Below are 16,085 nucleotides of genomic sequence, written 5' to 3' on the forward strand. Positions count from 1 at the left end.
ACGTTGCAGTGCAACGTCTCTACATACGTTGGCGGTTATTTTGTCATATTGCGATCGCGGTTGTTTGACAACATCGCAATTTACGAACCTGTTAGGACTGCACCGTTTAATGTATTACCGTCCATTATTTGGTTTTCGTGGGGTCTATCTTTGGCGTAGGTGAAGATGACGTTAGAAATAATTGATAGTCCTGTTTCCCCTGCTAAAGTCATAATTGACTCTGGATGGAACTGAACGGCGGCGATAGGTAAAGTTTGGTGTTCGATACCCATAATTACATCATCGTGAGAAATTGCCGTTACCTTCAGTTCTGGTGGTAATTTTTGCGGGATGGCAAATAAGGAATGGTATCTACCTACTTCAAAAGATTCAGGTAAGTCTTGAAATAATCCAGAGTTAGAGTCTGTAACAAAAATCCGCGATGATTTGCCATGTTGGGGATAGTTGAGGACTCCTAATTCCCCGCCAAAAGCTTCTACGATGCCTTGCAAGCCCAAACAAACACCAAAAATGGGGATTTGACGGCGAATACAAGCAGCAACGGTGTCTGGTACGCCAAAATCGCGGGGTCTGCCTGGACCTGGAGATAATACAACTAAGTCAGGATCTTCTGTATCAAATACTGATTCCGAGAAACCATGACGCAAAGTTGTTACAGTTGCCCCTGTTTGGCGAATATAGTTAGCTAAGGTGTGAACGAACGAGTCTTCGTAGTCAATTAGTAAGACACGCTTGTTATGAGTATCGTTGATAGGCGATCGCTCTTTGACAATTTCACTATCGGCGACTACACCGCTTGTTACTTGTTTGGCGTTGTGAATTGTCTCAAACAGTGCGGCTGCTTTAGTTCTAGTTTCCTTTTCTTCCGCCTCTGGCAGAGAATCATACAGTACTGTCGCCCCCGCCCGTACTTCGGCGATTGAATCTTTGAGGCGGATAGTGCGTAAGATCAAGCCTGTATTTAAGTCTCCATTGAAGGTCAAACAGCCTACCGCACCACCATACCACCGCCGCACGCTATGTTCGTGTTGTTCGAGAAACTGCATTGCTGCCCGCTTGGGTGCGCCTGTAACGGTCACTGCCCAAGTATGAGTCAAAAAGGCATCTAAAGCATCAAACTCAGGTCTTAGCAAGCCTTCTACGTGGTCTACAGTGTGAATTAAGTGGCTGTATAATTCAATTTGACGGCGACCGATGACTCGTACCGATCCAGGTTCGCAGATGCGCGACTTGTCGTTTCGATCTACGTCCGTACACATTGTGAGTTCGGCTTCGTCTTTGTTGGAGTTGAGCAATTGCAAAATTTGTTCGGCATCGTCAATTGCATCTTGTCCTCGGCTAATTGTGCCACTAATTGGGCAAGTTTCAATGCGTCTACCTTCAACTCTGACAAACATTTCGGGAGATGCACCAATTAGATACTCTCCGCCTAAGTTGAAAATAAAGCCGTAAGGACTGGGGTTGATTTTCTGTAATGTCTGAAATAACTTACTAGGGGATTCTTCACAGGCTGTAAAGAAGTTTTGGCTGGGAACAACCTCAAATAAATCTCCTCGGCGGAAGTATTCTAAAGCTGTCTGCACTTTGCTAGCATACTCGCCTGGTGCGTGATCTGCTTTTTGGCTAGGAACTAAGCGATCGCCCCGATAATCAATTGCTTCACCGATGCGAGGTAAACCAACTGTACTACCTTGTTGCGTTTCAAATTCGTACTGCAACAAAAATGCACTTTGCAAGTAGTAGTCAACAATTACCAGTTCGTCGGGTAGGTACAGCACCACATCCCGCTGATCTTCTGGTCTTTCCCGTAATTTGGCAATAGACTCAAACTGATATACCAAGTCGTAGCCAAATGCGCCGTACAACCCTAAATGTTCGTCTTCGTTGCTAGCAAAAGTATGTAGTAGTTCGCGGACGATTGTAAATGCTGAAGGTTGCTTGCTGCGTTCTTCTTCTGCAAATAACTCGTCTGTTTGCACTACAGCGCCAGCGATACAGGTTTCGTTTACTGTGAGTTGTTCGAGTTGCGACTTTCTCGCTAGACGTTCGGCGAGGAAGGGTAAAAGTATCTTACCGCGTTCGTTTAATGCCTTGAGTGTGAAAGAGCGATCGCACGTACTCAGTTCGAGTGGTGGATTAACAAATCCCATCGCCCATCTTTTATATCTACCTGGATACTCGTAGCTGCTATTTAACAAGCCACCACGTTGAGAATTTAGGCTCCATAAGATATCGTCGAGGGCAGTCTCCATCACGATTTCTGTGACAGATCGAGATATACTAACACCACTTTTTGTTACATAGCAGTGGGAATCAAACATCATAGGTAACTTCTCTGATTACTGCTTGGATATAGGAAGGAAAGCGATCGCTTCTTCACAAGGCTGATTTTCAATAGTAAATAAGTTAACTGCTACAGCCTTTTCAAATGCCATAAATTCGTTAATTTACATACTATTTGGTAGATTACACCCTAAAACTTTATTACCGTTACGAACGTAAAAACTAAATGTAATTTTGATAGCGATCGTGCAGTTTCTATTTTTCTGCTAAATAAAGCCGTTCTATAAGAAGATTAATTGATATTAACAAATAATTACAATGAAAATTTTTTCGATCGGCGCATCAATTCTTTTGATTTCATTGAATAACAATCATTTTCTTCTTAGTAAGATACTTTGCTATTCGTCCTCTTTAAAATTAGTACGTTCTCTAACTTAAGGAATAAACTAAATTGATTTTTATAATACTTTAGACATAGACAAAATCGAGTTTTGCAATATTTTCTATCGAATGTAATTCGCGATCGCATAACAAAGTTTGCCTGCGCGGACTGAGAAGATGCTTGGATAAAACAATTTGGTATTTGCAAGTTTTAATTAAATTGGTCTTTGTTACTTGAAAATTAAGCGGTAATTATAGTAATAAGTCATCGTTTTAATTGTTATCAAGATAACAATTACTATTTAATTAGTAAGGTGTTGCAAAATTAACTGACAAACATCAGTAGCAGCGATCGCATTAGTATGTAAACAAGCACTATTTTGGCTGATAAATAAAGGTTCCTCTTGAGGTGGAACATTGATAGAACCGTGAGAACCGCGAACTAAAGATGCATCTAAAGGAATAACATCCATCAAATAGCGGAAACCTAATTTTTTCTTCAGAAGTTTTGCACCGACATTAAGCAAAGGAAACTTAAACTGCGGATTGATAAAAAGTTCAACCGGATCGTATCCAGGTTTACGGTGAATATCTACAGTTTGGGCAAAATCAGGAGCAAAAGAGTCATTTAACCAATAGTAATAAGTAAACCAGCTATCAGGTGCAGCGATCGCTACCAATTCACCGGATCTAGCATGATTGAGATGATAAGATTGTTTGTCATCCTCTAATACCTGCGCGACACCCTCTATTGATTCCAGAATGTCCCGTACTTTAGCAATATAAACCGGATCGTTGACATAAACATGAGCAACCTGGTGATCGGCAACAGCAAAAGCGATACTAGCACCAGGATCTAACAATTCTCGTCCTAATTCTTCGCGTACTTGCAACAAACCATTTTCCCTTAACACGCGGTTGAGGTGAACTGGGCGCGAAACTTCAGAAATACCGTACTCTGATAAAACAATAACTTGAGCATTACGAGACTCATAGAAATTAATCAAATCAGCGCAAACTGCATCAATTTCCTGCAAATCTGGGTAAATTTTGGCATCGTTAGGTCCAAAACGCTGCAAACAGTAATCTAGATGAGGTAAATAAACTAAAGTTAAAGTAGGGTTGTAGCGTTCCTCAGTCCATTTTGCCGACTCTGCAATCCATTTACTAGAGGCAATAGAAGTATTAGGACCCCAAAAATTGAATAATGGGAATTGACCTAGATCGGCATTAAGATGCGATCGCATTTCGCTAGGCTGAGTATAGATATCAGGAATCTTGCGTCCATCAGCTGGATACATCGGGCGCGGCGTAACTGCGTAGTCTACCGAAGAGTACATATTGTACCACCAGAACAAGTTGGCACAAGTAAAAGTAGGATCGATAGTTTTAGCAATATCCCATAATTTAGGAGCTTGCACCAGTTTATTTGACTGCCGCCAAAACTTAACTTCGCATTCATCGCGGAAGTACCAGCCGTTAGCAACAATACCATGTTCGTTAGGCAGTTTCCCAGTTAGATACGTAGCTTGCACAGAACAAGTGACAGCAGGTAATACAGGTTTAATATTGGCTACTTTTCCTTTACTTACCCACTGAGATAAAAAAGGGGTATGTTCGCCTAATAAGTTGGACGTTAAGCCAACAACATTCAGCACTACTGTTTTTTGCATAATATTTATATATAACTGTTGACTTTTAACTGGTCACTGGTAACTGGTCACTGGTCACTGTTAACACCCACTCATATTCCCTTTGAATAGATGCAAGCAAATCGATTTTCATCTCGCTTGGGAGTACATCCCAGGTATAGGTTTCAATCTCTAGGTGCTGACAGACAGGATTATTTTGCAGCAAGTTTAGAACTGTAACAATATCGTCTTGAGTAGACTGCAATACCTGGTAATCGTGGATAAAAATCGGTACGTGGAAATGAGTGCGCCATTCTTTAGCTGGAGAATCTTCCAAATATGGCAAAGCAGCAGCTAAATCCGCATAATGATGCAATGAACCATCTTCCCAACGTTCAATTACCTGATGCAAATAAGTTGATTCAGCAAAAGGACGCAACCTTTCTAGCAACAAACGCCGATTACCATTCAAAGCAACTTGAATAGCTGCACTAAGTTGAATTTTACCGATTTTGATACCTGCTGCCTGAAAACGAGCGAAAACCTGGCTTGGATCTTCATATTCCACTGCAAAATGACAAGTATCGTAGCAAATCTGGGTGTAATTTAATAAATGCGCCTCAGCGAGTTCTCTAGCCATACCTAAATGTTCGGCTAAATAAGCACCACCAACAGGTAACAACCATTCCTGGAAAAACTCAACAACTTCCAGCGAATTTTCAATTAAGCCATCCGGTTCAGGTTCAATATCAATATGGATAAACTTCCCTGTTTGCTGACGAATTTTCATTAGTTCGGCTGTCAGTAAAGCAAGATGATGACAACTATCTCGAAAAACCTGTTCGCAAGCAGCTTTATCCGTTTTCCACCAAGGTTTATAAGATAGAGGCAATGTTGAAATGCCCCCATCTATTCCTTGTGGCAACAAAACTGCTAAAATCTTTGCCAAGCCTACTGTATAGTCTAACCGTTCTTGCTTTGTCCAATCAGGCGCATAAACGCGATCTTTGACAACCTGATTGTGAAAACCCCCATAAGGAAAGCCATTTAGGGTAAATACGTATAAATTGCGCTCGCCAAGCCAAGTCTGGAAACAGCTTAAATTATCTCCTGCTAATAATTCTCGCACAGCAACATCAGCTAGACGCAGCCCGATGCCAAATGACTCTTGGGGCGACAAACGCGATCGCAAAATAGGAATATACTGCTCTAAGTTGCCGAAAACTTCGTGCCACTTTTCACCAGGATGAATGTTAGAGCAATATGTTAGATGCAAGTTATTTCCGATTTTCATTGCTAGAACTTTTTTAGATCGCTAAATCGCTACTAAACCTCTTGGCGTTATCTCAACATTTCAATCGCCCGCCAATACAAACTCACATCCACTTCATGCACCTCTAAACCACGCCCTACACCTTCTAGCAGCATCAAAGTCAACTCTCCTCCTAAATGTTCTCTAAACTCTGTAAGCCCAGCTAACAAACAACGAGAAGATAGAGGAGATGCTAACTGTTCGGCAAGTTCTGGTACAAATAGATCGAATCCTAAAGCCCGAAGTGTATTCAAAATCTGCTGCCACTGGTTTACTGAAAGCAGCCCAGCTAAATAGGAATACGTACTATCTAAAGCAATCCCAATCGCAACCGCCTCACCATGACGCAAGCGATAATTAGTCAAATGTTCTAACCTATGCGCCGCCCAATGTCCAAAATCCAACGGGCGAGAAGAACCCTTTTCAAACGCATCGCCACTACTAGCAATATGTTCTAAATGCAACTGGGCGCAACGATAGATCGATTGTTGCATCGTTTCCATGTCTCTACGTGCCAATTTCTCGGCATGAGACACAATAAACTCAAAAAAGTCAGCATCTTTGATTAAAGCTACTTTAACAGCTTCAGCAATACCCGATCGCCAATCGCGATCGTCCAATGTTTCCAGCCAAGCAAAATCATTTAAAACAGCATAAGGAGGAGCAAAACTGCCTAAAAAGTTCTTCTTGCCAAAAGCATTGATGCCATTTTTCACGCCCACACCAGAATCGTTTTGTGCCAATACTGTTGTCGGAATGCGAATCAAACGTACGCCGCGATGTGCAGTTGCCGCAGCATACCCTACCATATCTAAAACTGCACCACCACCGATCGCTAAAACATAAGAATGGCGACACAAACCCACATCATTAATAACTTGGTGAATTTGCGCTAACAACTGAGGATCGTTTTTAGCTGCTTCTCCACCTGGTACAACTAAAGGTTCGGTGACTAAAGTTAAAACATCGTCGTAGTGGTTGGTATAGGCTGTTATTTGCTCTACTAAATCCTGATAATGAGGCAATAAACCAGAGTCAAATACTGCGATCGCTCTTTTTGTCCCTGGTTCGCCATCTGCGGCTACAACGTCTGCCAGCATGGGATTATCTAATTCAAATAATCCAGTTGTAAACAGTACGTCGTAGTCAAAAGTAACAGCAACTCGTTGCCGAATGGGTTGTGGATTGTAGGAATGCTTGCGCTTAAGATCGATAACCATGATTTTGAGATAATTGCTTTGAATCTGCTTGCTGTAATGCTTGGAGAGATACTGCTACTGATTGCGAACCACTCACATTAATTTGCTCGTTAAAGCGGAAAAATGGTACGCTACTAATACCTTGAAATCTTGCTGCTTGAGATTGCGCCACAACTTCAGCTAGCGCTGCGTTGCCATGCAATTGTGCGCGTAATTGGCGATCGCTAAAACCAAAATTTTGAGCTAAATTTACAAGTGTTTCCACATCGCCAATATTTAAACCATCTTCAAAATAAGCTTGATAAACTGCTTCGACAACAGCGTTTTGATGTTCTGCTGGTGTCAACGCAATTAGCCGATGAGAATTAGTTGTATTGACAGCCAAAGGAATGTTATTAAAATCTAACTTAACTCCAGCGATCTCACCTGCTTGTTTGGCATAGCTAAATAGCTGCGATAACTGGCTCTCTCCTACACCCTTTCGCTGCATCATAAACGTGCGAAAATCAATCCCTTGGCTCGGAATAGTGTCATCCAACAAAAAAGGCTGCCAGCGAATAGTTACCGCCTCACCTTGCCATTGCGATAGTGCGTCAAACAAATATTTTTTGCCAATCCGACACCAAGGGCAAGCCGTATCGTGAAAAATGTCAATCAACATAAAATTTACATAATTTGTAATAACCACCCACCTGTAGAAACGTTGCAGTGCAACGGCTCTACGGATATGGCAACGTCCATACGGGATACCACAACATTAAATTCACGTCACCGCAAACAATTTCGCCAATCCCATCGACACCAACAGCAAACCCAAAACTAGCAAACCGTACAACCAGCCAGCAAAACCAGCCGCCACAGTAGCATCTAAAAGAATTAGCGATAAAACGCCAGTTTTTACAGCTTTGCGGATAGTATCAGCACTAGGATCGTAAGTAGCCCGAATAAAAGGTGGTAATACCCTACCTGCAAACAACACTAAAAAAGGTAAAGCCGCAACAACAAAGTAATTAGGCAATAATCCCAGCGCTATCAACCCCCCCAAAACGATCGCCAGTAATAGAAGAGCAACTTTTCCTGTGCTACTTTTACCCCCGTGTACCTCGCCTCGGCTAATGGCTGTAATTGCGGCAATATACAAAATGGGAATAAGTGCTAAAAACCAACACTCTCTGACTAGCAGCGGAAATGCACTCATCCCCAAGAGTAAATTACCACCACGACAACAGCCCATATTTAAAGGACCAAGTATGGGATGGTGTTTGTTCCAGGCATCGTAAACTAGCGCCGCCAAAGCAATACTTGCAGCAATTAGAGCGCTAAATAATGAAACTTGAGCCGCTGCAACTACACCAACTATTAATAAACTACTCCCTAAGATAGTTGCCCCGCGAATGGAGGCTCTACCAGTAGGAATTGGTCTTTCTGGACGCTCTTGGGCATCTAATTCGGCATCAAACACATCGTTAAAAACAACACCACCGCCATAAAGTCCGGTTGTTGCTAATAATAGCCAAGCTAAAGGCAGAGGGTTATCTAAACTTGTGACAGCAAAACCAGTTAAGATATCTGCCCAAGCAGTGACAATATTAGCTGGGCGAATTATCTGCAAATAAGCCCAAATGCGATCGCGTACGCTGTAGTTTTGCTGGCGATCTAAGGAAATACTCATTACTCAATTAGCGCATAATCGCGCTCTCCTACTGGTTCTTGTCCGCGCAATACAGAATTATCGTTAAATAATTGCCGTCGATCTATAGGTTGAGGATCGAGCCAATCAGAAGCTTGCATTTGTCCGCTTTGACTGTAAACAGCAAGGGCATTTTCGTAACAAACAGCGCGAATATGACTTTCAAAAATACCCCGTTCTTGCATCAACTGGGCAGTTTTCGGTACAGCTAAAGGATCGCTAATCCCCCAATCAGCACTACTATCGACAATAATGCGATCGCATCCATACTGGCGCACTACTTCCACCATCCGCGCATTACCCATTTTGGTATGCGGATAAATTGTAAAAGCCGCCCAAAAGCCGCGATCTAAAACTTCGCGTACAGTCTCTTCGTTATTGTGGTCAATAACTACTTTGGCTGGATCTAAGCCATGTTCGATACAAACATCCATACTCTGACTCGTACCTGCTTTTTTGTTGCGGTGAGGAGTATGGATCAATACCACCATATCTAACTCTTTGGCTAATTCTAGCTGCGCTCGAAAACACTTATCTTCTGCCTTAGTCATGTCGTCGTAGCCAATTTCACCAATAGCTACAACACCCTCTTTACAAGCAAACAAAGGCAATAATTCCATTACTTCCGCAGCCAAGGCTTCATTATTAGCTTCCTTCGGATTCAAGCCAATTGTGCAGTAATGACGAATGCCAAACTGCCCGGATCTAAAGCGTTCCCAGCCAACCAAGCTACTAAAATAGTCTTGGAACGAGCCAGCATTAGTCCGAGGTTGTCCGAGCCAGAAAGCAGGTTCAATCACCGCCACAATACCCGATTCGCGCATAATCAGGTAATCATAAGTAGTCCGAGCGGTCATGTGAATATGAGGATCTATATACATAAATAATGCCTATATATTGTGTTATGCATTACGTAGAGACGTAGCACTGCTACGTCTACCCGCCACATCTAGCAGAGAAAAAATCAATGCCTACCCACCACGCCCAACAGAAAAAACCGATTATTTTTTACAAATTTCAACCAATTGCCAAAGTTCGGGAGAAACAGAACGATGAGCAGCCAGACGCTCGTTAGCATAATCAGTTAACATCTGTCCTAGTTGGGTGTTAGCGCGATCGCCTAATCCCTGAATTTGATGCAAAGGACTACCTACAAATAGCGCCTTCAGTACCATTTGATTCCAAGCAAGATCGTCAAAATACTCTTGAGGATAAGGATTGCGTAAAGCGATCGCATTAAATACAGCAACGATGTTACTCCGCAGTCCTTCCGCTGCTCGATTGCGAAACTTTTCTGGGTAAGGTAACAACGGCAAGGCTTGATATAACGCTACTAATTCCCCCATATCAGCAGTAGTAAAAACTTGCTCTAATGCCAGTACATACTTTTTTGCCTCATCTTGAGGTAGCGCTAATAATAACAACGTCCGCGCCGCTTGATCTACGCTCCAAGCTTGAGGATTCCAGCCTTGCCTATAGGCTTGTGCTGTTTGTAGTTCTGCTTGTGTTAATGCTAAATCTTGCTTTCCCGTGTAGCGCGGTACGGCACTAAAAGTTGTAAAAAATACTCTTAAAGCAGCACCTTGGGCAATTTGCTGGCTTTTTTGGTCTAGCCAAGCATAAGCCTCTGGGGTTATATGTTGCGAAAGCCAGCGACGTAATAAGTCACTGGTAGAAATTAAGTCAACACCAATTGTAGAAGACATAAAAGTAATATTTATATGTGTTTGAGCGATCGCTAATTTCAGAAATTGTTGGTTGCTCTACTTTTAAACTTCTTAGACCAGAAGAAATACCCTAATCCCAGTGCTAATAATGGCAATGCCGAACTCGGTTCTGGTACAGGCTGCGAACTTATCGGGCGATCGCCACAGCCTATAAAGCAAGCAGCGTTATCGTTACCATTACCTGAAAATCCACTGACCGCGCCTAATAATTGCGCTATGTCAGCTTCAGACATATCGCTCAAACCTTTACCGTCATCAGGACCTTGAGCAAGAATTAATTTATCAAATGTCTGAGCGCCTTCTGCATCAAGATCGCTTGTTAATCCTGCATTTACAAATTCATTACCAAACCTACCCATTAGGTAGTCAACCAAACTATTTACATCCTGTTTTACCTCTGGAGATAAACTCTCTAGAGTATTGATATTTTGATTGGCGCTACCAGTAGTGCCATCGCTATTTAGAAACCAGTTGCCATTACCAATAACTATGTTGTTATCGGTAAACAGCCAATTGCCGTTGCCAATAACTAAGTTGTTATTGCCATAGTCCCAGTTACCGTTACCAATGGTTGAGTTGTCGCTACCAAAGTGCCAGTTACCATTACCAAGAGTAGAATTATCGCTACTATCCTTCAAGTACCAGTTACCGTTGCCGATGGTATCGTTGTTGCTAGCAGAACCACGTTTCCAATTGCCGTTGCCAATGGTGGCATTGTTAGTAGCAGAGTCGGTATTCCAGTTACCGTTACCAATGGTAGCGTTATTATCGCTTAAATCCCAATTACCTGTACCAACGGCAGCGTTATTGTCGCCTGTGTCTCGATTGATAATAAAGGGGTTTTCTCCACCAGCAAGAGGATTACCGCTAGCAAAGGGGTTTTCCTCACCAGCTAAAGGATTGCCACCAGGAATATGGCTAAAGGGATCTTTGCCTTCAGTAGAGGAATTTTCTTTGCTACCATCAGCGAAAGGATTGCTACTACCGCCGCTAGCATAAGGATTGCCGATACCGTTACCAACAACAATGTTGGTTGTACTAGGTTCGTTAGCTGACATTAGTAATCATCCTCCTATTTTTGCTTGATACAGCTTGCAAGAAAAGGAAGATTAAAGCAGTATTTTACCAGTGTTACTTAGACTTTAATCTTCCTTATGTGAGTGCGATCGCGCTTATCGCTCAAATTGGCTAGCTTTTGTTGCCCGCCGGCGCTGCTTAAATTTGCCAGCAGCAATTCCAAATCCAATAACTGCAACACCAATCATTGAAGAAGGTTCTGGAACTGGCGTACTTGCATTTCCTTGGCTGCTGGCGACAAATGCTTGTGAGGGCAGATTTTCGCTAGAAAACTCAGTGGGGTCAACACCACCAGCAAAGGTATCCCAAAAGTTGTCGCCTTCAAGGGGATTGACAGGAGTGCCATTGCCGCCGCCACCGCCGGGGAAGCCACCAGCGTTACCGCCGCCACCGCCGGGGAAGCCACCAGTATTACCACCACCGCCGGGGAAGCCGCCAGTATTACCACCACCACCGCCGGGGAAGCCACCAGCGTTGCTACCGCCTGTGGTAGATGGATTAGAAGGATTTACACCACCAGCAAAGGCATTCCAGAAATTATCACCAGCGAAGGGATTGCCACCATAGGGCGAGTTCTGATCGAAGGAGGGCGCACCACCGCCACCAAAAGCAGCGCCACCACTTGGGGGGTTGATGTTACCGAAAATATCTTCTACACCATCAACGCCAGGAATGTCGAACAACGGACCAAAGGGTGATTGTCTTAGTAACTCTTCGGGATTGCCTTGAGTGCTGCCACCTGTTGCTATAACTTCATTCTCTTCCATTGGTATCTGTCCTCAAGTATTTTGTAGAAAGCTCTGTAATTCTCTTTAACCTTTAACCTTTGCTTTATTTGCAAGACGTTGGCGCTGCTTCAACTTGCCAGCAAAAGCTCCGCCACCTAGCACTGCTAAACCCAACATTGTTGAAGGTTCTGGCACTGGCTCTGAGTTGTTAACGTTTAATACCTGGACGCGACCTTGGAAGAAATCGCCCACATAGAGCTTGCCATCTTTTAGGTCTGAACCTGCCGTCCAATTAAACTTACCTGGTTCGAGGTCTAGGGGATCGCCATAGGGAGAGGGTGCGCCCAACGCTAAAGGTGGTACGATATTTCCTTCTGCATCGCGGGCAGGTTCGCCAAATGCACTCAGAAAGTCACCATTGCTATCGAATACCTGGACGCGGCTATTGATAGAATCTGTCACGTAAATATTACCGTTCTCGTCCACTTCGGCATCGATTGGCTGATTGAACTCTCCCTCTCCAGTACCTTGTTTGCCGAAAGTTTGCAGCGCATTGCCTTCTTGGTCGATCACTTGAATGCGGTTGTTGAACTGGTCAGTCACAACTAAATTTCCCTTAGGCGTAAGTGCTATGCCTGATGGACCTTGAAATTGTCCTGGCGCAGTGCCGTTGCTGCCAATAGAACCAGTTATTTCGCCACTTGATGTATCGAATTTCAGGATGCGATCGCTACTATAGTCGCCCACGAATCCATTGCCGTTATTGTCAAATACAATCCCCGATGGACCGAAGAAAGGTCTGCCTTCAACTAATCCGCTAAATTGACCTTGAGCAATGGATTTGAGATAGTTACCTTGGGGATCGAATATGTTAATCCGGTTGTTGTTAACATCACCCGCATATAAATTTCCAGTCTTCGGTTCAAAAGCGATCGCTGATTGCCCGTCAAATTGCCCAGGTCCGCTACCCGTACCACCAAAGCCTTGAATAAATTTACCCCCAGAATCGAAGACCTGGATTTGATCGGTTACGTCATTGGCTATGAAGACATTACCTGTTTTATCCTGTACGGCTACACCTTGGGGAATGGCAACCGTACCTGGAGTAAATGGAGTTTCTCCTGCGGCGAAGTTAGCTGGTCTACCGATGGAACTTTCGTAGCTAAGAGTAACTGCTTGGGCTTCGGTTGTTGCTACTAGCATCAAGCCGCTACCAGCAACAACTAATGACAAATTTTTGATTAATTCCATGATTTTTACTCCTGATGAGGTGCAAGCTATTTAGATGCGATCGCCCTACATAAGAGCGATCGCGTGCCATTGAATTAAGCCTTAACTTTGCTTGTTAGCTGCTTGAGTTTGCCCTTGAACTTAGCGCCAACTCCAGTAGCACTCAAAGCTAATATGCCTAATACAGATGCAGGTTCGGGAACTGGTTCTGCGCCTCTATTTACCCGCACGACGCTACCATTTTCAGGACCTACGCCGCGTGTTGTGACGTAAATTTGGTTGTCAGGACCAATCGTTAGACCGTCAGCAGACTCTAAGCCTTCGCCCGCAGCAACTAAAGTTGTGCGCGTGCCATCAGGGGCTAACTGAATCAAAGAACCAGGCAACTGCGTCAAGTCGCCTGTAAGCTGGGACTGGTCGCTAAACTGTAAAACTAATAAGTTGCCATCTTTGTCAAAAGTTAGTTCGCTGATATTATTAAATCCTTCAGCAAAAACTTCCGGTTTGCCATCGTCGCCGATGCGGAAGATCCGAGATTTATTTTCAGGATAAGGAAAGCCTGTGTACTCGCCTACATACAAAGCACCATCAGGACCAACTACTCCACCTGTAGGTACAGATTGCAGCCCCAACTTACCATCTTTTTCTTCTAACAGACCTGGCGGAATGGTAGCACCTGGTGGCAGAGAACCTTCAACAACACCTTTATCAATGAAGTTTTTAGGAACTGCTGTTGCTGTTGCATTACCGCTACCTATGTCAATGCTATAAACAGCGTTTCCGCCACCATCTGTAACATAAGCCTTATGACCGTCAATGTCTAGATCGTATGGATTGGTGACAATATCACCGCCATCTGGATTGTTAACAATTTCATATTCAGCAAAGTCGAAAATACTGGTTAGTTCGCCAGTTGCTAAGTCTGCTTTGTATAATTGCGCCAGCTTTGGTGTATTTAATACTTCGTCTGGTGTCGATGGTGGGAAAGTAGCAAGTTGCGATTCGGGGATGGGGTACTTAGAACCAAGTTCGAGAGTCTCTTTATCGCGGTTGCCTGGATAGCCAGCAAACCCAGTTAGCAGATAAGCGTTGCCGTAGGAATCAAACTCTAAAGCTGCAGGACCAGCACCCTGATTGCCAGAGGGTTGTTCTGCTAGAGATTCAAAGTTTTGAAATATCCGTTCTTGTTTGCCATCAGTGCCAACTTTGACGATCGAGCCTGTATTGCCAGCACAAATTGGCTGAAAAAAGGTGCTTGGCGATGGTTGACAATTGCCGTCTCCGCCGACACCTGGCTCTGCTACGTAGAGCGAACCATCAGGACCAAAGCTAACGCCGCGTGCGTTGCTAACTCCCGAAACGATCGTTGTCAAAGAGGCAGCTTGAGCGGTAGTTGTGCCTGCCACAGTAGCAAGACAAACAGAAAAAAATGTAAAAGCAGATAACTTAAACTTCATATTTTTCGAGATTTGACGGCTGGTAGTTGGTGTAATCAAAGTGCATCCCCAGTAATGAGTTCTCGGTTCGAGGGGAAAGTTATACTTTTGCCCTACTTACGGGCAATAAGAACTAATCGCAGTTGCGAGTACGGCGGTTTTTGATTCCCATACCCAAAACACCGAAAGCTAAGATACCGAGCATCGATGCAGGTTCGGGAACTGGCTTGGTATTGTCAATTCGCCAAACTTTGCCACCGCCTGGGCGATCGCTTTGGCTACTAACGTAAAGTGCGCCATCGGGACTAATCGCCAAGCTAGAAGCGGCTTCTAGCCTTTCTCCACTGACTAAAGTAGAGCGAGTCCCATCTGCGGCAATTTCAATTAAGGAAGCATCGAGATTGCCCTTCCAAGCGGACTCGTTGGCATACTGCAAGGCGTATAAATTGCCTTGAGCATCAAATTCCAAGTCAGTTAGCTGTGTAAAGCCATCTGCATAAACTGAAGTTTCCCCATTAGGATCTACTCGGTAGACCTTAGCTCCACCCTCTGGAAAGGGAAAACCAGTAAACAGGCTGACATAATAAGCACCATCAGGACCCTTAGCAACACCTGTAGGTGTCGGTTGAATTGCAATTTGGGCTGGTTCGCTAGGAGAACCATCACCATTTGGGACTTGGGTAGGGTCAAAAGGTACGGAATCAGAAGGTGGAAAGACTGGATTATTTACGATCTGCTCAGGCAATGTGGCAATTGCTTGTAATTTGCTGCCGTCAATATTGCTTCCTAGCAAGGTATTTGCCCCCGCATCAGCAATAATGGCTTTGTCGCCATCGAGCAAGAACGTAGTAGGATTGCTACCAATGTCAGCGCGATCGGGATTATTTGCTACTTCATAGTTAGCCAAATCGGCGACGGTAGTCCAAGAGTTGGTAGCAAAGTTGGCGCTGACAAGTTTGCCTAAATCGGCATTAGGTAATACCGAATCGCGCAGCGCTGGGTCAGCACCATAGCCAAGCAGCACATAAGGATTGCCCGTAGGATCGAACTTGATATCTTGAGCGCCAAAAGAACTGCTGCCCTCGGCTGCTAAAGAAGGCAGGTTTGTCAACACCCGCTCTTGAGTGCCGCTTTTTGGCTGAATTTTTGTTACAGCGCCGCTAGTGCCGTAACATAGATCGCTACCATTTGGCGAAGGCAAACAAGCACCAGTACCGCCGGAACCTGCTTCAGTAACGTACAAAGCGCCATCAAGACCAAAGCTCAAACCCCTTGGATTATCTAAACCGTCTGCAACTAGCGAAAAAGTTGCTGCTAGTGTAGCTTGCGGCGATAAAGTAGTGATGCACCCTGTAATGATAGCGAGGACAGATAGCGATAGTCTCATAACT

Annotated in this window: 13 protein-coding genes; all 13 read right to left on the reverse strand. The window is 44.0% G+C overall.

Annotated elements, in window-relative coordinates:
* Positions 1-80: 80 nt before the first annotated feature.
* Positions 81-2,324 carry an anthranilate synthase gene (locus tag UH38_RS00765; protein ID WP_045052691.1) on the reverse strand — a complete coding sequence of 748 codons (2,244 nt, stop codon included), beginning with the start codon at positions 2,322-2,324 and terminating at the stop codon, positions 81-83.
* A gap of 642 nt (positions 2,325-2,966) precedes the next feature.
* A complete protein-coding gene (locus UH38_RS00770; RefSeq protein ID WP_045052692.1) occupies positions 2,967-4,337 on the reverse strand; it encodes an alkaline phosphatase family protein in 1,371 nt (456 codons plus the stop codon).
* Positions 4,338-4,362: 25 nt separating this feature from the next.
* Positions 4,363-5,589 (reverse strand): metabolite traffic protein EboE, encoded by a 1,227-nt coding sequence (eboE, locus tag UH38_RS00775; RefSeq protein WP_045052693.1) that lies wholly within the window; start codon positions 5,587-5,589, stop codon positions 4,363-4,365.
* A 47-nt stretch (positions 5,590-5,636) separates the two neighbouring features.
* A complete protein-coding gene (locus UH38_RS00780; RefSeq protein ID WP_045052694.1) occupies positions 5,637-6,827 on the reverse strand; it encodes a 3-dehydroquinate synthase in 1,191 nt (396 codons plus the stop codon).
* A complete protein-coding gene (locus tag UH38_RS00785) occupies positions 6,811-7,467 on the reverse strand; it encodes a DsbA family oxidoreductase (protein ID WP_045052695.1) in 657 nt (218 codons plus the stop codon). Before UH38_RS00785 ends, UH38_RS00780 begins: the two co-directional genes overlap by 17 nt.
* Positions 7,468-7,569: 102 nt before the next feature.
* Positions 7,570-8,478, reverse strand: a complete 909-nt coding sequence (eboC, locus tag UH38_RS00790; protein WP_045052696.1) for a UbiA-like protein EboC — start codon at positions 8,476-8,478, stop codon at positions 7,570-7,572.
* A complete protein-coding gene (locus tag UH38_RS00795; protein ID WP_072044861.1) occupies positions 8,478-9,377 on the reverse strand; it encodes a TatD family hydrolase in 900 nt (299 codons plus the stop codon). The genes eboC and UH38_RS00795 overlap by 1 nt, the downstream gene beginning before the upstream one ends.
* Before the next feature lie 120 nt (positions 9,378-9,497).
* Complete coding sequence (locus UH38_RS00800) at positions 9,498-10,202, reverse strand: EboA family metabolite traffic protein (protein WP_045052698.1); 705 nt, start codon at positions 10,200-10,202, stop codon at positions 9,498-9,500.
* A 38-nt stretch (positions 10,203-10,240) separates the two neighbouring features.
* Positions 10,241-11,281 (reverse strand): PEP-CTERM sorting domain-containing protein, encoded by a 1,041-nt coding sequence (locus tag UH38_RS00805; protein WP_052672208.1) that lies wholly within the window; start codon positions 11,279-11,281, stop codon positions 10,241-10,243.
* Between the two features lie 114 nt (positions 11,282-11,395).
* The gene (locus tag UH38_RS26120; RefSeq protein WP_045052699.1) at positions 11,396-12,067 is read right to left on the reverse strand and encodes a PEP-CTERM sorting domain-containing protein; all 672 of its coding nucleotides are present in this window, start codon (positions 12,065-12,067) and stop codon (positions 11,396-11,398) included.
* A gap of 45 nt (positions 12,068-12,112) precedes the next feature.
* The gene (gene scyF, locus UH38_RS00815) at positions 12,113-13,279 is read right to left on the reverse strand and encodes a scytonemin biosynthesis PEP-CTERM protein ScyF (protein ID WP_045052700.1); all 1,167 of its coding nucleotides are present in this window, start codon (positions 13,277-13,279) and stop codon (positions 12,113-12,115) included.
* A gap of 74 nt (positions 13,280-13,353) precedes the next feature.
* Positions 13,354-14,715: a ScyD/ScyE family protein gene (locus UH38_RS00820; RefSeq protein WP_045052701.1), complete on the reverse strand. Its 1,362-nt coding sequence runs from the start codon at positions 14,713-14,715 to the stop codon at positions 13,354-13,356.
* Positions 14,716-14,827: 112 nt separating this feature from the next.
* Positions 14,828-16,081 carry a ScyD/ScyE family protein gene (locus UH38_RS00825; RefSeq protein ID WP_045052702.1) on the reverse strand — a complete coding sequence of 418 codons (1,254 nt, stop codon included), beginning with the start codon at positions 16,079-16,081 and terminating at the stop codon, positions 14,828-14,830.
* Positions 16,082-16,085 lie beyond the last annotated feature (4 nt).

Origin of the sequence: Aliterella atlantica CENA595 (genome assembly GCF_000952155.1) — a bacterium.
Lineage (GTDB): Bacteria > Cyanobacteriota > Cyanobacteriia > Cyanobacteriales > Chroococcidiopsidaceae > Aliterella > Aliterella atlantica.